Here is a 19,452-nt window from a genome sequence, read left to right as displayed (position 1 = left end):
GAGACGCCGGTCGCGATCACCGCCTTATTTTCTGGATATTACTTCGATTTGCATGAACGCATGAAGTCGTCCCCCGCGCAATCTCGGAGGATTGTTTGCCGCAGGAGTGTCCTGATTTATCGAAGGTCCGCGACAACCGCATGCCAGCCGCCCCGCGGCTCGACCGGCCCGCGGACGCCAAATCCACCAATCCGGCCCAACCAGACACCACATCGACCGATAGGGCCCATTTAGAGGACAAATTACAGCCAAACGCCCCGGCGCAGGGGCACTCGTCTGACCATGAATGCATGTTCCCGCAAACCGCCCAGGGGATATTTTGGGCATTGTGTTGCGAACCGGCGCGTTACAACAAGTTCCAGAAACTGCACCACACTATACCCGGGTACGCTAGATCCGGGCCGGCGCCATGCCCTGCGGAAAGCCGAGCGCTGCCGCCGAATCGGGGTCAATGGCGCTAACATATCTGCATTATACATGCACGGAAATCTTACAACTCTGATAGCATATCGAAAGTGCTTGCTTGTACCCCCTTGGGGCGAGGCACCTCAAGGGGGTCCGCATGGCGACGTTTCGGGGGACGACGGGGACCGATACATTTATCGGCTTCGTCAATGTGGCCGATAATTTCCAGTTCCTGGTCAGCGAGTTGAATGCCGGCGATACGGTGTTCGGCAACGGCGGCAGCGGAACCGACAAGATTACCCTGCTGGACGCCGGCACGGTAAACTTCGGCACCCTGCCGAGCCTGGCCGGCATCGAATCCTATGTCCTGGCCGCGGCCGGCAACAGCGTCACTTTCGTCGACAGCAACGGCATCGACGGCGCCATCTCGGTCACCGCCGGGACGGGCAACGACACCATCAATGCCAGTGCCCTGAGCGCGACAATGAAGGTCTCGGCCACCCTGGGCACGGGTACAGACACGGCGACGGGCGGGGCCGCCGCCGACACTTTCCGCATCACCGCCGCCGGGCTGACGGCCGCCGATACGATCAACGGCGGCGGCAATAACGACACCCTGTTCTTCACCACCGCCGCCAGCATCCTGAGCAGCGCCGTCTTCGCCGGGCTGACCAGTATCGAGCAATTCAGCCTGGCCGCTGGCACCAACACTATCACCCTGTCCGATGCCCTGGTGAATGCCACGGACAAGGACAGCCTGATCGTCAGCGGCGGTACCGGCAACGACACGGTCGACGCCTCGACGGTGCTGGCCGGGCGCACCACGATCCTGCGCGCCGGCGGCGGCAACGACACGCTGACCGGCGGCGCCGGGGTCGACGTGCTGGAGACCACGGCCGCCCAGCTAACATCCGGCGACGTGATGAACGGTGGTGCCGGCACGATCGACCGGGTCGACGTCACCGCCGCCGGCACGGTCGGGTTGAGTGCCTTCGCTGGCATCAGCAATGTCGAGCAGGTGAAGCTCAAGGTCGGTGGCATCACGCTCAATGTCGACAATGCCCTGGCGGCCATCGCCGGCGGTACCCGGGTCGCTGTCGGCGGCAGCAAGGCCAACGACATCGTCAATGCCTCCACGTTCAGCGCCGGCACGGTCTCGGTCGCGCTGTCGACCGGTACCGACACGGTGACCGGGCCGGCCGCCGGGGGCACACTGACCGTCCAGGTCCGCCCGACCGAGTTGACCGCCGCCGATATCCTGACCGGTGGCGCCGGCATCGCCGAGCTATCCTTCCTCGCCGCCGGCACGATCACCACGGCGCAGCTTGCCGGGGTCACCGGTTTTGGCCTGTTCACCCTGTCGTCGGCGGGCAACAGCCTGACCCTGAACGACACCGTGGTGACGGCCAATGATCGCAGCGTCACCCTTGCCACTTTCGGTGAGACTCTGTTCGGCCTTCAGGTCGAGGGGGCCGGTGGCGTCGATCGCATCGACGCCACCGCGCTGACGGGCGCCAATGCCCTGCTGGTGAACAATGCTGGTGCCGGCGACGACATCTTGCGCGGCGGGGCGGGCAGCGACCGGCTGAATGGCGGCAGCGGGGACGATTCCCTATTCGGCGGGGCGGGCGACGACGTCTATGCCGTCGATTCGGCCGGCGACACGGTGGTGGAGAGCCTGGGCGGCGGCACCGACCTGGTGCGCGCGACGGCCAGCCATGTCCTCGCGGCAAACGTCGAGAACCTGACGCTGATCGGCGGTGGCGCGATCAATGGCACCGGCAACGAACTGGCCAATGTCATCATCGGCAATGGCGGGGCCAATGTCCTGGACGGGGCCGGCGGCGACGACATCCTCCGCGCCAGCCTGGGCGACACGGTGATCGGCGGCAGCGGCATCGACGCCCTCAGCCCGGGTGCCGTCGCCAGCTTCAACCTCCTCACCACGCCGGCGGGCATCAGCGGCCTCGAGGTGATCGACCTCACCGGCAACGGGGCGACCGCGCTCAGCCTCACCGCGACGGCAGGCGCGGGTTTCACCGCTGGCCAGATTCGCATCAAGGGCGAAGCCGGCGATACCCTGGTGACCGACGCCGGCTGGGCCGACTTCGGCGAGGTCATGATCGACGGCCAGTCGGTGCAGCGCTTCACCAAGGGCAGCACCATCCTCTATGTCGATGCCGCGATCGCCGGCGTCAATGCCAACGCGCCTGTGTTCGGTACCACGGTCAGCGGCCGCCAGGTGATCGACTTGACCAGCCTAAGCGCGGCGCAGGGCTTCATCATCCAAGGCGACACGATGGGTGATTTTGCCGGCAACAGCGCTGCCGACGCCGGCGATATCAACGGCGATGGCTTCGATGACCTGATCGTCGGCGCTTTATTCGGTGGCGACGGCGGCACCTATGCCGGCGAGGCTTATGTAGTGTTCGGCGCCGCCGGCGGCTTCGGCAGCGCGGTCGGCGGCCGCCAGGTGATCGACCTGACCACACTCTCCGCGGCACAGGGCTTCATCATCCAGGGCGACCTGGCCGGCGACGTCGCTGGCGCCGGCGTTGCCGCGGCCGGCGACGTCAACGGTGACGGCTTCGATGACCTGATCGTTGGCGCCAGTGCCGGTGACGATGGCGGGGGCAATGCCGGCGAGGCCTATGTGGTGTTCGGCGCCGCCGGCGGCTTCGGCTCGGCGGTTGGCGGGCGCCAAGTGATCGACCTGACCAGCTTCTCGGCGGCGCAGGGCTTCATCATCCAGGGCGACACGGCCAATGATTACGCCGGTCACGGCGTCTCCGCGGCGGGCGACGTGAACGGCGACGGGCTTGGCGACCTTATCGTCGGCGCCCATGGCGGCGACGATGGCGGTAGCGAATCCGGCGAGGCCTATGTGGTGTTCGGCAGCACTGGCGGGTTTGGTACGCTGGTCGGCGGCCGCCAGGTGGTCGACCTGACCAGCCTCTCGGCGGCGCAGGGCTTCATCATCCAGGGCGACACACCGGGCGATTTCGCTGGTTACAGCGTTTCTGCCGCTGGTGACGTGAACGGCGACGGGCTCGGTGACCTCGTTGTCGGCGCCTATAGCGGCGACGACGGCGGTAGCAATGCCAGCGAGGCCTATGTGGTGTTCGGCACCAATGCCGGCTTCGGCGGCACGGTCGGCGGTCGGCAAGTGATCGACTTGACCAGCTTGTCCGCGGCCCAGGGCTTCATCATCCAGGGCGACACGATGGACGATCACGCCGGCGTCAGCGTTTCTACCACCGGCGACATCAACGGCGACGGCTTCGCGGATATCATCGTCGGCGCCAGTGGCGGCAGCGATGGCGGCAACTATGCCGGCGAGGCCTATGTGGTGTTCGGCAGCAATGCCGGCTTCGGCAGCGCGGTCGGCGGCCGCCAGGTGATCGACTTGACGAGCCTGAGCGCGGCCCAGGGCTTCATCATTCAAGGCGATGCCACGGGTGACAAGGCCGGAGGCAGCGTCGCCGCGGCGGGCGACATCAACGGCGACGGTTTCGACGACATGATCATCGGCGCCGATTTGGGCGACGATGGCGGCAGCGCTGCTGGCGAGGCCTATGTGGTGTTCGGTACCGATACCGGTTTCGGTACCGCGGTCGGCGGCCGCCAAGTGACCGACCTGACCAACCTCACCGCCGCCCAGGGCTTCATCATCCAGGGCGACATGGCCGGCGACTATGCCGGCCGTGTCGCCGGCGCCGGTGACCTCAACAGCGACGGCTTCGATGACCTGATCGTCGGTGCGCGGTGTGGCGACGATGGTGGCCCCAACGCCGGCGAGGCCTATGTGGTGTTCGGCGGGCCGGCCGGCTTCAACCTGCCGCAACTTGCCGGGACCGAGGGTGACGACATCCTGACCGGCAGCGCTTTGGCCGAACGACTGGTCGGCGGCCGGGGCGACGACACGCTGATCGGCGGCGGCGGGGCCGATGTCTTCAATGGCGGGGCCGGCGACGATGTGATCGATGTGGGCAGCGTCAGCTTCGCCCGCATCGACGGCGGCACCGGCCACGACACGCTGCTGCTGGGCGGCAGCCTGAACCTCACCACCCTGGGTGACAGCCTGATCACGGGCATCGACCAGGTGACCCTCGCCGGTGGCGCCGTCCTGACCCTCGACCCGGGCGAGATCCGCGCCCTTGGCGACCATGGGACGCTGGTGGTGGCCGGCAGCGGCAGCCTGCTCGCCGCCGGCACATGGGAAGAGGCCGGTACCGTGGCGATGGGCGGCGAGCAGTTCATCCGTCTGGCCCGGGGCGGGACGGAATTGCTTGTGGGCGACGGGGTCGACCGCTCGGGCATCGCGCTGACCCCCGCCTTCGGCGGCGCGGTCGGCGGTCGCCAGGTGATTGATCTGACCAACCTTGCCGCCGCCCAGGGCTTCATCATCCAGGGTGACACGGCGGGTGACATCGCCGGCCTCAGCGTTTCCGATGCCGGCGATGTCAACGGCGACGGCTTCGGTGACTTCGTGGTCGCTGCCGCTTACGGCGGCGACGGCGGCACCAAAGCCGGCGAGGCCTATGTGGTGTTCGGTGCAGGCGGGGGCTTCGGCAGTGCGATCGGCGGCCGCCAGGTGATCGACCTGACCAGCTTGTCTGCCGCGCAAGGCTTCATCATCCAGGGCGACACCGCCTATGATTTCGCCGGTGCCAGCGTTTCCGCCACCGGCGACGTGAACGGCGACGGCTTTGGTGACCTCGTCGTCGGGGCAATGGCGGGAACGATGGCGGGAACAATGCCGGCGAGGCCTATGTGGTATTTGGCGCCAGCGGCGGCTTCGGTAGTGCGGTGGGCGGCCGTCAGGTGATCGACCTGACCAGCCTCTCGGCCGCGCAAGGCTTCATCATCCAGGGCGACACGGCCTATGACTACGCCGGCGCCTGCGTTGCCGCCGCCGGCGATGTGAACGGCGACGGGCTCGGCGACATCATCATCGGCGCCTATGCCGGCGACGATGGCGGCGACGGTGCCGGCGAGGCCTATGTGGTGTTCGGCACCACCACCGGCTTCGGCACGGCGGTCGGCGGCCGCCAGGTCATTGACCTGACCAGCCTCTCGGCCGCGCAGGGCTTCATCATCCAGGGTGACACGGCGGGTGATTTTGGCGGCCGCAGCGTGTCCACCGCCGGCGACATCAACGGCGATGGCCTCAACGACCTGATCGTCGGCGCCAGTGGCGGCGACGACGGCGGGACCAATGCCGGCGAAGCCTATGTGGTGTTCGGTACCGATGGCGGCTTCGGCACGGCGGTTGGCGGCCGTCAGGTGATCGACCTCACCAGCCTTTCCGCCACCCAGGGCTTCGTCATTCAGGGCGATACGGAAGGTGACTACGCCGGCCGCAGCGTTTCCGCTGCCGGCGACGTGAACGGCGACGGTTTCGATGACATGATTGTCGGCGCCCACGGCGGTGAAGATGGCGGCGCCAATGCCGGCGCGGCCTATGTGGTGTTTGGCACCGATGCCGGCTTCGGCAGCGCGGTGGGCGGCCGCCAGGTGATCGACCTCACCAGCCTCTCGGCCGCCCAGGGCTTCATTGTCCAAGGCGATGCCGCCGGCGACCTTGCCGGGCGCGGCGTCTCCGCCGCCGGCGACGTCAACGGCGACGGCTTTGATGACATGATCGTCGGCGCCCTCCAAGGCGCCGACGGCGGCATTGATGCTGGCGAGGCCTATGTGGTGTTCGGTACCGATGGCGGCTTCGGCACGGCGGTCGGCGGCCGCCAGGTGATCGACTTGAGCCTGCTTTCGGCCGCGCAGGGCTTCATCATCCAGGGCGACTTGCCGGGTGATTTCGCCGGTGTCAGCGTTTCTGCCGCCGGTGACATCAATAGCGACGGCTTCGCCGATCTCATCGTCGGCGCCCATGGCGGCGACGATGGCGGCATCGATGCCGGTGAGGCTTACGTGCTCTTCGGCGGCCCGGCCGGCTTCACCCTGCCCCAGGTCGCCGGCACCAGCGGTAACGACGCGCTGACCGGCTCGGCAGTGGCGGAGCGGCTGATCGGCGGCCTGGGCAACGACCTGCTGATCGGCGGCGGCGGGGCCGATGTCTTTGTCGGCGCGGCGGGCGATGACATTGTCGATATCGGCGCGGGCGATTTCTTCCGCATCGATGGCGGCACCGGCAGCGACACCCTGAAAGTAAGCGGCGACCTCGACTTCACCGCCATCGGGGGGAGCGCAATCATCGGCATCGAGGGCATCGACAGCACCGGCAACGGCGCACAGGCGCTGACCCTCGACATTGATGCTGTGCTGGCGATCGGCGCAACCAACCGCGACGTCTTGGGTACCACGGCCGACAATGTCCTGATCTTGCGCGGCGACGCCGCCGACAGCCTGGACCTGACCGGCTTTGGCACCGCCGCTTCGACCATCGCCTTCGGCGGCGTCGATTACGACCTCTACCAGATTGCCGGCCGCACCGTGCTGGCAGTAGGAACCGATTTCATTCTGGCATAGCGGCCATTGACAAGGGCGGCATTGATTACAGTCTCCGCCAGCTCCCGGCGGCGCACCAAGGCAAGCTCCAAGCGGGGTAATCTGCCATGTGGCTGATCCCCGAGGTTCCGGGGCATCGATAGGTGATGCGCGACGGGCGGACGCGTGCTTTACTCGGTTGATACGCTACAATTGGGGTGGGCGATGCGATACTTCCGTAAGCCGCCTGGCGCGGCCGATAGCGACGAATGCAAGTACGTCATGAACCCGGCTGACGGGCCTGACGCGGTCTCTCGCATTAAGATTTTGACTCAAAAATGGGGCAAAATTGGCGTGCGGGGCCCAGAACTCGTCTGGCTTCGCTCAAGCAACACGACGGTCGTTATGCCGTCGGCGCTCAAGAGCAAGATGATTGAAGGCGTTACGGTATACGAGCTGTCTGCCTTCAATACAGGAACAGCGACGATAGAGGCTTATTCGCAAGACACAGTATTCGACAAGGTGGAGGTTGACGTTGAGCTGGGGGGCTCAGCGGCGCGTCTGCCACCACCCTCGCGCCTTCCTCCAATTGGGCGAGGCGGGACGAAAAACTGGTCGATTGCATCACCTGGCGGGGCAACTGGCGGCCCCCCTGGTCTGGTTATCGGGTTCAACATCTTCATCATCCGCCAGGATGACCTGAAAGAAATGCGGAGCTATATCAGCCCAATAATCGGCGTTGGGGTTTCGTACGAAGGTCCAGAGTTAGGCAAAAAGCTGCTGGACCTGAAAAAATATGCGACCATACCGAGCGCTGGCGACCTCAGCTTTACCGCGATGTCGGCAAAGCGAGCATTTGACTGGTCCGAAATCGAGTCTTCGGGCGTGCGGGTCTCATCAGCCAGCGCGGGTGTCGTCGTCGGATATTCAGCGGCGATGATATCCTTTTGGAATACGGGGCAGGCGGCCAATTCGTCTACCGAAAATATGTGTGACGTTACGTTGAGCGGCCGAGGCTGGCAATTTGGTGTTGGCGGATATACCGGCGGCGGCGCTCTCATCAAAATTTTATGATCGGCATTCGGTCTGCCTCGCCTCCGGACTCTCAGAGCCTTCTCTGATACATCCTCATCATGAGCGTTTCTTCAGTTGAGGGCAGAACGTTGGAGCCATGTCGCCCGGACAACGAGACGAAAGTCGTCAACGCCCCCGCCGAAAAGGCCTGCAGCGCGTAATGGCGCTGCTCAGTTCTCCCTTAGCGTTGTTTACCGTACTTTCAGCGCTCTACCCTCAACTTCCGATCAGATTGGGCGAGCATCGCGGAGCCGCCACGACGGCACCGCAAGCGGGCCTGATTGGTCGGCACAACCATAGATCGTCAGCCAGGGGCTCTGTGGCGAAGAAATGGGTGCGAAGCCCTCATTCCAGCTCGTGTCCGTCAAACGGAGGTTTGGCGGACAGGGCTGAATTGAGCGGCGGCCTCTTGCGAATTGCTGCTGGTTGTCTGTGAAGCCGTCTGAAGTGTGCGGCATGGGTGCAAGCCGGCCGAAATCCCGCAGCCGATCGATCACGTGGCCTCATGTGAACGACCGATGTCGCGGCGCATAACGGGGGTTATGGAAACTGGGATCAAGATTGGGCGGTTTCCGCCCATTGCACACTCCAAACGACTTCACGGGCGACCAGCGACAGGTTCGCGAGAGGCCTCCGCTCAATCCAGTCCTGTCCACCAAACCTCCGTTTGACGGGCAAGAGTAAAATCCACTGCTTTGCGGCGTAAATCGGCGCCGTAGCGTAATTCATCAGATCAAAGAGATCGATGTGGGTTTGCGCATTGAGCCGTATCTTCTAGTTCACATGCTGCGGCGAATGCGAGGCGCCAAGAGGGATTAAGCGTGCAACGGACATCCGCGGGGAGGGCCTCGCGATGCCGCGGCACGCTTAATCCCTCTTGGCGCCTCGCATTCCTGAGGATTCGCTCGCGGTCCGTTCGATGATCGCAGCCGGTTGCTAAAACTGCATCGTCAGCGAGAATTCCACGTTATCCGCTTGCTGGGCGATGCCGAGGACACCCTGTTCCGGGTTTGCCTCGAAATGGGTGATCTCGATCCGGGGTCGCCAGTGATCACCGAAATAGTTGAAATCCAGCCGCTGGCGGATCGCGAAACCGTTGTTCTGGAGGTCATAGACCGCGAGCAGTTCGGCAGCCAGTTTGCCGTCGTCGAAATTGTGGCTGGCAAGCAGCGTGCCGTAATTCTGCACCGGATGAAGTTTCGCGCCGTAGGAAGCGTAGGGCGCCTGGAACAGCAGATCCTCGCCGTTCGGCGTAATGATGGTGAAGAACTGGACGCTGGTGAAGATGCTCGTGTCCTGCTCGGTCCAGAATGGCAGCCAGAGGAAATAGTCTGCGCCGATCATGAAGGAGAGCTGGTCGCGTTCGGTCACGCCGCGTGATGGATCAACGATCAGGGCGGCGGCGCCTTCTTCCTGGTTGCCGAACATGGTCGTTGCGATCGCGCAGTTGAACGGCTTGTCGAACTCATAGGAGAATTCAGCACGCAGGACGGGGGATACTTCCTTGGGCCCCAATGGCCATTCGACCATGTCGCGCGTGTAACTCGCCCCGATCAGCTTGCGACGATAGCGATAGTCGAGGTCGAACTGGACGTTCACCGAGCAGAATGATCCGCCGGGATAGGGGCAGCCGAGGACGCCGGTCTGGATCTGCTCGGCGCTGGCGCCCGCGCGCAGGGCCGGGACATACAGGCCCTGTACCACCGCTTCCGTGGTTGCGGCATCGAGAGGGATCACGGCGATCGCATTGCTGCCGTCATGCAGGGCGTTGCCGATGACGGCATGGGCGCCTGTCATTTTCACGACCGGCATGTCCTGGTAGCCATAAAGCGCGTTCAGCGTCGCTTCCCCGCCCGCAACTTCGAATTTGAGGCGGCTGCCCAAGGTCGGCTCCCCTGGCCGGAACTGATCGGGCTCGCGATCGCTCAGATTCGCGCCGAAGAATGGCACGCCGCGGCCGCTCGTCTTATCCACCAGCAAGGGATAGGGCAGGCCGTAGAGACCGCCCGAGGTCGAATCTCCCGGGGGCGGGTTGTTGATGACGAAACGGCTGTGGTGATACTCGGGCATGTAGATGAGTTCGAGCTTCGGCTGGGTGATGCCCACGGCCGACAGCAGGTCGCCAAATCCGAGCCGGCCGAGATCCAGGTCTACAGCAGCCATCCAGCTTGGAATGCGCATTTCGTCCGAGTCGCCGAAGATGAACTTCTGCCGGTAATCCTGGGCATGCAGCACGTCGAGGAGGCGGATGCCGTCCGACTGGCCCCAGGCCCGAACGAACTTGCCGATTTTGAGCGCGTATCGGTTCTGCGGATCGGTAACCTTGACGGCCAGCTCACGTATCATCTCGTCGTTGAAGTCCGAGAGGAAGACATTCTGCTCGTCGTCGCTGCCATAGGGGTCGCTGGCGGGATTGGCCAGTGGTCCGCCGGGCGTGCCGGCGCCTCGGCGATTGAGGTGGTAACGGAATTGATCGCGGAATGCGGGAGAACTGTAATCCTGGATGCCGTGCGCCGTCAGATCACCGCCGACATCCTGATAAAGATCACCACGCAGCCAGAAGTCGGCCGTCACCGTCACATCGTTGACCGGGCGCCAGGCCGAGGTCAGTTCCAGCAGATAGGCGGCTTGGCCGATTTCCACACCGCCTCCGGTTACCTTCTTGTCATAGGCCACGGCGACGCCCTGTTTCAACCGGCCGCCGATGGTGAAGCCGTCGGCAAGGCTGACTTCCGCTCGCGCGGCGGAGTTCCAGGCCATGCCGGCGAGTGATGCGAGCACAATACCCCACCATGCGAGAGACCGATCCCGCTTGCCGTTCCCACCCATCCCGCAACTCCCTCGTCGCTGTTATTAGAAATTTATCGCGGCAGATATTTTTCCTCTTGGGATCTCTTTGCCCCGATATGGTGGTTTCAGAGCAAGGGGCATGCCAGTTGTGGGGCGTCGCCGATTTTTGATTTTTTATAGGAAGACCAGTGGTTTACCGCTGAAAGATGAAATTGGCGCAATACGCCAATATGGACGCATATCTACTCATTTGATGATGCGAATTCTGATGATGCATCATTTGGGAAACCGCTTCCGACACCGGGCGAGAGAGACTAGGTGCGTCCCTCGAGGCTCGGTGGGGTTTTTGCTCATTTGGCGCGGGGCCGCCCGGCCTTTGCCGAAAATCATTGAGGTGCGCTGCAGCAAGTGGGTCGCGGGCCACCTCGGGCGTTTACTTGGATTGCTAAGCGTATCAATCGGTTAGCTTGACGGCACACGGCCGCCGCCAGGTTGGCCGCATTCTTGCTTATACCTAGGGCAAGCCGCGAAAACGCGGCGGCACAGGGAGGGCATGATGCCGGAAGGGCTGGGCAATTGCTGATGCTGAACCCGAAAGATTACGAAATCTCAGGCACACGCACCGATGGCTGTTGGTAGCGGGGGCAATGCCGGCTGTAACCCGGTGAGATGGGCCGTCGGCATCGGATTGCTGTGCCTTGCCGGCAGTTGTCCTGCCGGCGCGGCCAGCGGCCTGCTTCTTGACGGCGTGGGCGGCAAGGAAAAAGGCATGGCCGGTGCCGGCCTGGCCTTGCCGCAGGATGGTGTCGCTGTGATCAACAACCCGGCGACCTCCGGTCTTGTGCGGAGTCAGATCAGCTTCGGCGGTACGGCCCTGTTTGCGAGCCCGGAGGCCGACGTGAGCGGCGCCGGGAGCGGTCTGTTCCCGCAGGAACCGGGCACGGCAGATGGGGACGAGCGCTGGTTCGGCATTCCCTATATGGCGGCGGTACAAGACTTCGATAGCCGCTGGTCCGGCGGTCTGTCGATCTATGGCTTCTTCGGCCTGGGAGCAATCTTTGCCGATGTCCCGCGGACCAATTGCCCGCTTGCCCTGGGGCCAGCCGCAAGCGGCCCGCTCTGCGCAGGGGAGAGCCGCATCGACTTCTCCGCCCTGCTGGTGGCACCCTCGGTCGCTTATGCCCTGACCCCGTCGTGGTCGATCGGCGTGGCACCGGTGCTGGCCTATTCGCGTATCGAATTGCGGGGCCTGGGCGGCTTTGCTGCCGGCTCGATCGACCCGTCCGCAGTCTCCGACAATGGCGTCGACGAGGCTTGGGGTTTCGGCGGCGAGATAGGGCTGCACTACCAAGGCCCCAGCCTCTCCTTTGGCCTGACCTATCAGACCAGGATGGACATGAGGCCCTTCGATCGCTACCGCGGCCTCCTTGCCGATGGCGGCAAGGTCGACTTGCCCTCGGTCTTTGCGGCCGGCATCGCCGCGGATATTTCCGAGAATCTGATCGGCCTTCTTGATATCAAGCATGTGCGCTATTCGAATTCGGCGCTGTTGAGCAATCGCTTCGTGCTGCCCGGCCCGCCCGGCAATGCCCTGCTGGGCAGTCCCGATGGTGCCGGCTTCGGCTGGAAGGACCAGACGACGTTTCATCTCGGCCTGCAATATTACTGGCGCGCCGATACCGTACTGCGCGCGGGCTATGCCTATTCCACCAGGCTGTTTCCGGATTCCCAGGTTTCGCTCAGTGCGATCGCGCCGGGCACGATGACCCATCACGTCGCGCTGGGCGGCAGCTATTTCCTGAACGAACTGGTCTCGATTGATCTCGGCGCGACCTATACCCCGGCTACCCACGTCAGGGGCCGCAATGCCGCATCGCCGGATCAGACGATCAGCGAAGCGCTGGAAACCTTGGAGATCGGCCTGGGCTTCAACTATCGGTGGTGACGGGAGGCGGGTATGAAGGCTGCGCTTTACTATGGGCCGAGGATATCCGCTGCACGGCGATCGATGATGCCGTCCTTGATGTACCTCACGGCATCCTGGTCGAGACCCTGGCCACCTCGATCTGCGGCTCCGACCTGCATATCTATCGCGGTGCGCTCGATCCCATCATGATACGCGGCAGATCGCAGACCGGGCACGAGCTGGTCGGCCGGGTGATCGAGGTGGGGGCGGCTGTAACCCGCTTCAGGAAAGGCGACAGGGTCAGCATGGCCTACTCCTGCTCATGTGGGGACTGCCACATGTGCAACCTGGGCCAGACCGCGCATTGCGAGACCACGAACAAGGCAGTCTACGGCTTTGGTGCCGCTTTCGGCAATCTGAACGGCACCCATGCCGAAGCCTTGGTCCTGCCCTATGCCGAGGGTCATGCAAGCCTGGTCCCCGAGGCGATTTCCGACCGGGCGGCGACCACGCTGTCCTGCAACCTGCCTACGGCGGTCATTGCCAACCGGCTGGCCGATATCCAGCCTGGTGAGACCGTGGCGATGATCGGCGCAGGGCCCACCGGCCTGCTCGCGCTCGACATCGCGTTGAGCCGCCGGCCGGGGTGCATCCTTGTGCTCGACCGGGTTCGGCATCGCCTGGACCATGTCCGCCGGCTCGGGGTTGAGACGATCGATGTCGACGACGCCGGATGGAAGGAGTTGGCCCTGACCGTGGCGGGCGAACGCGGTTTCGACAAGATCATCGAGATGGTCGGCCTTCCCGAATCTCTCCAGATGTCTCTCGATCTGGTGCGAGCGGGCGGCACGGTAGCGGCGCTTGGGGTATTTTGCGACAACACCTTCAACCTCAACCTGGCGGATGTCTTCCTGCGCGATATCAGCCTGCACATGAACGGCTTCGCCAATGCGCGGCCCTTCATGGCCGAGGCCATGGCGCTGATTGACCGGGGCATCGTCGATCCGGACAGCCTGTTCTCCCATGAGTACCGGCTCGACCAGATCGGCCAGGCCTTCGCGACCTTTCATTCGAAGCGGGATAACGCTTTCAAGATGCTGATCCGCCCGTAACACGGCAGTACGCATTCACCGGCGCAGACGGCAATCTCGTCGCCAATGCCTCCCCCGGGATATCCCGGTCGATTGTGGCCGATGACCAAGCGCACCTCTCCGGGAAGGCGATTACTCAATTAGTCCACTGGCAGGTTCAAGTTCTCGATATCGCCAAGATGCGCCGCAGCAAATATCCCGCGAGTAGCTGTCCAGTTGGGCGAACTGCAGGAATTTATTCAGCAATATCAATATTTTAATCGCATCGCCCGCGATAGACCGGGCAGTTGGCAACCTTCTTGCACTGATAGCGCCAAAGGCCGCGTGACATAGCGGCCCTGTAGGGAGGACGAACTTGCCAGGGAAATGGAGACCGGCTGTCGAACGCCGGCGCGGGGGACGATTTGCCCTCGCGGTCAAGTCAGCATCGCAAATGGTTACCTCATGGCGCTCGCTCAGGCGCGTGACCCTGGTGCTCGGCCTGTCCATGCTTGTGCAAAGCGCGGCCTTACCGGCCGGCGCGAAGGATGCGGGCAATTACCGCATCTACCCTGACAATCTGTTTGGTGTGGCGCTTGGCGGGCAGGCGAGTGTCGTCTCCGGCTACCATGGTGCACTGTTCGTCTCGGCGGATGGCGGGCGGGCGTGGGTGCAGCAGGACAGCGGAACTGATGATCTGCTGCGGCGGGTGAAACGGCTGCCGGGCGGGCGCTTCGTGGCGGTCAGCCACCGCGGCGCGATAATGATGAGCGACACCGCAGGGCATGGCTGGCGGGTGGTCCACACCGAAGCCGGGCAGTACCTGCGGGATGTTGCCTTCGCCGACGACCAGGTGGGCTGGGCTGTCGGCCACAATGGCCTGATCCTGCGAACGACTGATGGTGGGAATACTTGGACCCCCTTCGGCATCAGCGACTACAAGGGGCGGGACCTGCCGCGCTTGAGCGGCGTCGTGGCCCTGGATAAGAGCCACGCGCTCGCGGTGGGCGAGTTCGGCGTGGTGGCGTCGACGAGCGACGGTGGCGCCACCTGGAAGATCGTAACCGAGCAAGTCTATCCGACCCTGCTCGACGTGGCGGTGGCAGGCAGCGGCGGCTATGCCGTCGGCCTCAATGGGACGCTACTCGCCCTGTCGATGAGCCGCGCCGGCGAATGGACGATGAAGCCGCTGCCGTCCAAAACGATGCAGCACCTGCTGTCTGTTGCCTTGTCGGCAGACGGTTCCAAGGGCCTGATCGGCGGCAACGGCCTGCTGCTGACCCTGGGCAAGTCCGGCTTCGAGCCGGCCATGGTCGTGCCCACCGTGCCGCTGTCCTATCTGTGGGTCGGCGGGTCGCGATCGGCGCGGACGGTGTCGCGATGGCGGTCGGCCAGGGCGGCCTGATCCTGCGGGCTGCCTCAGCCCGGGACGGCTTCGAGCCCGTCGGCACCACCTCAATCACTCTTTCCAGCGTTCGGGAGGTCCAATGATCGCAACGCGCATCGCGGGGTCGTGCGCCGTCGCGCTCCCTTCATCACAGCGGCGATGGTCCTGCTGACCGCGTTCCTCGGCTACATGTCGTTCAGCCAGCTGTCGCTGAAGGTGGTGCTGGAGGCGATGCTGCCCGTTCATCATCCCAATGTGGAGCTGATGGCGAAGTTCGGCGCCCAGTTCGGCGGGGCGAACACCACGCTGATCATGGTCGAGGGCGACGGCAGCACGATCTACAACGAACGCTTCATGGAAGCCTACAAGCGCGTTGCCGACGACATCTACTTTCACCCCTCGGTGCACCGCCACCTGGTGCAGGCGCTGACCCTGCGCAAGACCAAGGCCATCGTCGGCTCCGCCGGTCGCATCGACATCAATGCCATTGCCTGGCCGGACCTGCCGCGCACGCCCGAGGAATGGGCGAATTTCGAAGCGGCGATCAAGATCCAGTACCGCGGCCTGCTGGTCTCGGATGACGAGAAGGCCGGCATGATCATCGCCGACTTCAAGGATGACACTGATTACGCGGCGCTGGTGACCTTCATCGACAAGGTGGGCGCGCGCGAGGCGGCCAACGGGATCAAGGTGCACATGGTCGGCCGGCCGATCCTGCTGGGCACGATCTACAACGACCTGAACGCGACGCTGATCCTGATCGGTATCTCGCTGGTCTTCTCCGGGCTGATCCTGTTCGTCTACTTCCGTTCCTGGATGGGGGTGCTGATCCCCATGCTGACGGCGGCGGTGGGAACGCTGTGGGGTACCGGCGTGATGGCCCTCGTGGGGTTCAACCTCGACCCCTTGCTGATCATCCTGCCGGTCTTCGTCTTCGCCATCGTGCTGTCGCACTGCGTACAGTTCATGTCGCGGGTGTTCGAGCGGCTGCAGCCCGGCGTGCCCATGGCGGACGCGGTGGTGCAGGGGCTGGCCCAGGTCTTCGTGCCCAGCCTGACGGCGATCGTGGCGGCCGCCGGCGGGTTTTTCGTGCTGGTTCTTATCGGTGTGCCGAGCCTGCAGGCCCTGGGCATCATCTGCGGCGCCTGGCTGCTCGCCATCGCGCCGGCCCTGATCTTCACCGCCTCGATCCTGTGCCTGATGCCGCGCCCGAAGCGGTTCCGCGCTCGCACCACCTGGGTCGAGACCGTGTGGCGTCTGGCCCGCTTCGACCGCTATCCCAAGGTGATCATCGCCATCACAGTGCTGTGCCTCGCAGTCGGTGTTTACGGTGCGCGCTTCGTGGTCATCGGCGATGCGGTGGGCAGTCCGATCCTGTGGCCCGATGCCCGTTACAACCAGGACAACGGCTTGATCAACGAGCGCTTCGCCGGTGTCGGCACGGACATCATGCTGGCCTATGTCGAAGGCCCGGACGAGACCATGGTCCAGCCGGCGACCTATCGCGCGGTCGAGGATTTCTCCCGCTTCATCTGGCAGCACGAGCCAAAGGCCCGCCACGCCCAGAACCTGGCTGAAGTAGTCAAGGTGGTGAACCAGGTCCTCTACGAGGGGGATCCCTCCTATGCGGTGATCCCGGATACGGCCGACGAGGTGGCGTTTAACGTCTACCTCTACTCGTCCAAGGGCGAGCCGGGCGATTTCAAGGCCTATACGGACGAGACCTGGACGATCGGCAACATCCTGATCCCGCTCGATGACAAGACCGGCACCACGGTGAAGTCGGTGACGGCGCTGGCCCGGCAGTTCATCGCAAACATGGCGCCGCTCGAAAACGGTGCGCATCTCCTGGTCTCCGGCGGCCAAGTGGGCATCGCGGAGGCGATCAACAGCGAGATCGAGGGCACCAAGGATATTGTGCTGGTGGCGATCGCCGTCTTCATCGCCGCCTGCATCTACCTGGCCTTCCGCTCGGTCTGGGTGACGGCGGTGCTGATCTTCGCGCTGCTGACCTCCACTTTCATGACCGACAGCTTCATGTATGTCATGGGCATCGGCCTCAACATCAACACGCTGCCCCTGGCGGCGCTGGGGGTGGGGCTGGCAGCGGACTACGGGATCTATGTCCTGCACCGGGTGCGCGAGGCCATGGCCGAGGGGGCCAGCTACGCGGAAGCGGTGGATTACGCCCTCAAGACGTCCGGCAACGCGACCATGATCACGGCGATCACCATGATCGCGCCGGTGATGCCCTGGGCCTTCTTCTCGGCCCTGCGCTTCCAGGCCGAGATGGGCGTGCTCCACGCTGTGGTGCTGCTCTTCAACATGCTGGGCGCCCTCATCTTCGTGCCCTGCATGGTCCTGCTCTTCAAGCCGAAGTCACTCGCCAGACACAGGGAAAAGCAAGCCCAAACCGCTGACCTCGATGCCAGCGCCATGGGCGAAGCCGCGGAATAAGGGGCAAAGGGGGAAACACATGCGACTGAAAAGCTTATTGCTGGTATCCAGCATTCTGGGCGGTGCGGCTGCTGGCGCCTTGAGCGCGCTGGCCCTGGATACAGGGGTCGACGGCCTGTCGGTTGGCGGGCGCATCAAGCAGGGGGTAGGTTTCGGTTACTCGGACCTGACCGATGGCATCCTGAAGATCGCCCAGGCCAACTACATCGTCGAGGTGGACTCGAGCTGGAAGCCGTCCAAGAACATTGCCATCACTGGCAACTTCTGGCTACGCGGCGACTGGTATGACAGTTGGGGCGGCGACCTGGTTGCAGGTGGCATCCAGAACCCTTACAGCCAGGATGCGACCAGCCAGTACGGCTATCACCTGAACCGCCGGGGCGGCGGGCGGGACGATCCCTATGGCAACATGGTAGATCACCAGAACCGCTATCTTGACGATTTCGAAGACGAGATGATCCGCGAGCTCGCGGTCAAGATCACCGACGACTACAACCGCTTCGCCTTCAAGATCGGCAAGTTCGTGCGCGGCTGGGGCCAGTCGGACGGCCTGCGCCTGATGGACGTGCTGCATGCCCAGGACCTGCGCATGAAGGGGGCGCTGGGCGACAGCGACGAGATCCGCATTCCCAACTGGATGGCGGCCCTCGACCTCAATTTCGACGAATTGGGCATTGCCAGGCCCTTCGAATGGATCGGCCTGGAAAAGCCGGGGCTTGAACTCATCTTCATGCCTGAAACCAATCACGACCAGTTCGTGATCAACAACCCGACGCCCGGCGACACGACCTCGGGCGGGCTGAACGGCCTGCCCTTCCCCTATCTGATCGATCCGGTCTCGGGCAAGGGCATCCCCTACTTCGCCGCCCATTTGCATGACGTGACGCCACGCGAGTTCTCGGTCACCGACGCCACCGTGGCGGCCCGCTTCAAGTTCCAGGCGCTGGAAGGCGAGGGGACGCTGAACGCCTACTACGGCTGGCAGGAACTGCCGATCGTGAAGCTGCGCGATTCGACCCTCTACGTCGGCAACGCGAACAACGATGCGGACAAGGCCCTGCTCAAGGTGCCGCTCAGCCAGCAACTGCTGGAGACCCTGGTGCATGCACCAGGCATCGGCTACCTCGACGCCATGCGCACGACCACCGGCGGGCTGCTCGGCTCGCTTGGCCAGTTGCTCGGCAATTATCCGATCAACCTCTACGGCTGCGCCACCGGCATCCTGCCACCCATGTGCTCGGTGACCTCCAACTTCGATCTCGACTACAAGTACCGCAAGAAGCTGATCGGGGCGACCTTCACCCGCGACATGGTGGAACTCGGCTTCGGGCCCAAGGACGTGGCCCCGGTGTTCCGCGTGGAAGCCTCCTACGAGTTCGACAAGCCGTTCAATCGCTACCGGGTGAAGACCAACGTGGGCACGGATGCCTATGGCACGCCGGCGCTCATTTCCTCGGTCGATGAGAGCGTGACCTTCCGCGATCAGATCTCGATCATGGCCGGTTTCGACTACTTCCTGTGGCTGCCCTTCTGGAAGAACCAGGAGAGTTCCATCTTCACCTCGTTCCAGCTCTTCAACATCATCACCGAAGACTCCAAGGACCTGATGTTCCAGTCGCCTTATGCGGCCTTCGGTTCCAAGGTCCATCCGGTACAGACCTACGCCACCTTCCTGTGGTGGAAGGCGCTGGACGATGGCCGGCTCTATCTCGAAGGTCTGGCGGCCTACGACTTCCAGAACGAGGGCTTTGCCTACCGTCAGCGTGTCGACTTCAACTACTTCGGCGACCATGTCCGGCCGCGCCTCGAACTTATCCATTACGAGGGCAAAACCGAACAGGGGCTGTTGGGCATCTATGATGCCTCGGACGTCGTCGAATTCTCACTCACGATGCAATTCTGATCGGCCTTAAGGGAGG

General features: G+C 63.8%; 9 protein-coding genes. 8 read left to right on the top strand and 1 reads right to left on the bottom strand.

Annotated features, from left to right (window positions below; all coding sequences use genetic code 11):
* Positions 1-562: 562 nt before the first annotated feature.
* The 3 genes from D3874_RS19375 (at position 563) to D3874_RS28095 (ending at position 7,923) form a co-directional block, all read left to right on the top strand.
* Complete coding sequence (locus tag D3874_RS19375) at positions 563-5,233, top strand: beta strand repeat-containing protein (RefSeq protein WP_119779825.1); 4,671 nt, start codon at positions 563-565, stop codon at positions 5,231-5,233.
* The gene (locus tag D3874_RS31300) at positions 5,179-6,891 is read left to right on the top strand and encodes an FG-GAP repeat protein (protein ID WP_119779822.1); all 1,713 of its coding nucleotides are present in this window, start codon (positions 5,179-5,181) and stop codon (positions 6,889-6,891) included. Before D3874_RS19375 ends, D3874_RS31300 begins: the two co-directional genes overlap by 55 nt.
* 240 nt (positions 6,892-7,131) lie before the next feature.
* Complete coding sequence (locus D3874_RS28095) at positions 7,132-7,923, top strand: hypothetical protein (protein WP_147385733.1); 792 nt, start codon at positions 7,132-7,134, stop codon at positions 7,921-7,923.
* Positions 7,924-8,859: 936 nt separating this feature from the next.
* On the opposite strand, the gene D3874_RS19365 is transcribed toward D3874_RS28095, so the two are convergent.
* Positions 8,860-10,752, bottom strand: coding sequence for a DUF1302 domain-containing protein (locus tag D3874_RS19365; protein ID WP_147385732.1), 1,893 nt, complete (start codon positions 10,750-10,752; stop codon positions 8,860-8,862).
* 586 nt (positions 10,753-11,338) lie between these two features.
* Between D3874_RS19365 and D3874_RS19360 the strand changes: the two genes are divergently transcribed.
* The 5 genes from D3874_RS19360 (at position 11,339) to D3874_RS19340 (ending at position 19,436) form a co-directional block, all read left to right on the top strand.
* Entirely contained in the window at positions 11,339-12,658 is a 1,320-nt protein-coding gene (locus D3874_RS19360; protein WP_119779818.1) for an OmpP1/FadL family transporter, read from the top strand.
* The gene (locus D3874_RS19355) at positions 12,655-13,731 is read left to right on the top strand and encodes an alcohol dehydrogenase catalytic domain-containing protein (protein WP_199699162.1); all 1,077 of its coding nucleotides are present in this window, start codon (positions 12,655-12,657) and stop codon (positions 13,729-13,731) included. Before D3874_RS19360 ends, D3874_RS19355 begins: the two co-directional genes overlap by 4 nt.
* A gap of 442 nt (positions 13,732-14,173) precedes the next feature.
* Complete coding sequence (locus tag D3874_RS19350; RefSeq protein WP_158596109.1) at positions 14,174-15,094, top strand: WD40/YVTN/BNR-like repeat-containing protein; 921 nt, start codon at positions 14,174-14,176, stop codon at positions 15,092-15,094.
* 108 nt (positions 15,095-15,202) lie between these two features.
* Complete coding sequence (locus D3874_RS19345) at positions 15,203-17,533, top strand: efflux RND transporter permease subunit (protein WP_147385731.1); 2,331 nt, start codon at positions 15,203-15,205, stop codon at positions 17,531-17,533.
* Positions 17,534-17,552: 19 nt separating this feature from the next.
* The gene (locus D3874_RS19340; RefSeq protein WP_147385730.1) at positions 17,553-19,436 is read left to right on the top strand and encodes a hypothetical protein; all 1,884 of its coding nucleotides are present in this window, start codon (positions 17,553-17,555) and stop codon (positions 19,434-19,436) included.
* The last annotated feature ends 16 nt before the right edge of the window (positions 19,437-19,452 follow it).

It is taken from the genome of Oleomonas cavernae (genome assembly GCF_003590945.1).
GTDB classification, from domain to species: domain Bacteria; phylum Pseudomonadota; class Alphaproteobacteria; order Zavarziniales; family Zavarziniaceae; genus Zavarzinia; species Zavarzinia cavernae.
The sequence above is the reverse complement of the archived record's forward strand: the minus strand, read 5'-3'. Positions and strand labels throughout refer to the sequence as shown.

Excerpts from the sequence above, each read along its gene's own strand:
- D3874_RS28095 (WP_147385733.1), top strand. The coding sequence starts at position 7,132 with ATGAACCCGGCTGACGGGCCTGACGCGGTCTCTCGCATTAAGATTTTG.
- D3874_RS19365 (WP_147385732.1), bottom strand. The coding sequence starts at position 10,752 with ATGGGTGGGAACGGCAAGCGGGATCGGTCTCTCGCATGGTGGGGTATT.
- D3874_RS19360 (WP_119779818.1), top strand. The coding sequence starts at position 11,339 with ATGGCTGTTGGTAGCGGGGGCAATGCCGGCTGTAACCCGGTGAGATGG.
- D3874_RS19340 (WP_147385730.1), top strand. The coding sequence starts at position 17,553 with ATGCGACTGAAAAGCTTATTGCTGGTATCCAGCATTCTGGGCGGTGCG.
- D3874_RS19375 (WP_119779825.1), top strand. The coding sequence starts at position 563 with ATGGCGACGTTTCGGGGGACGACGGGGACCGATACATTTATCGGCTTC.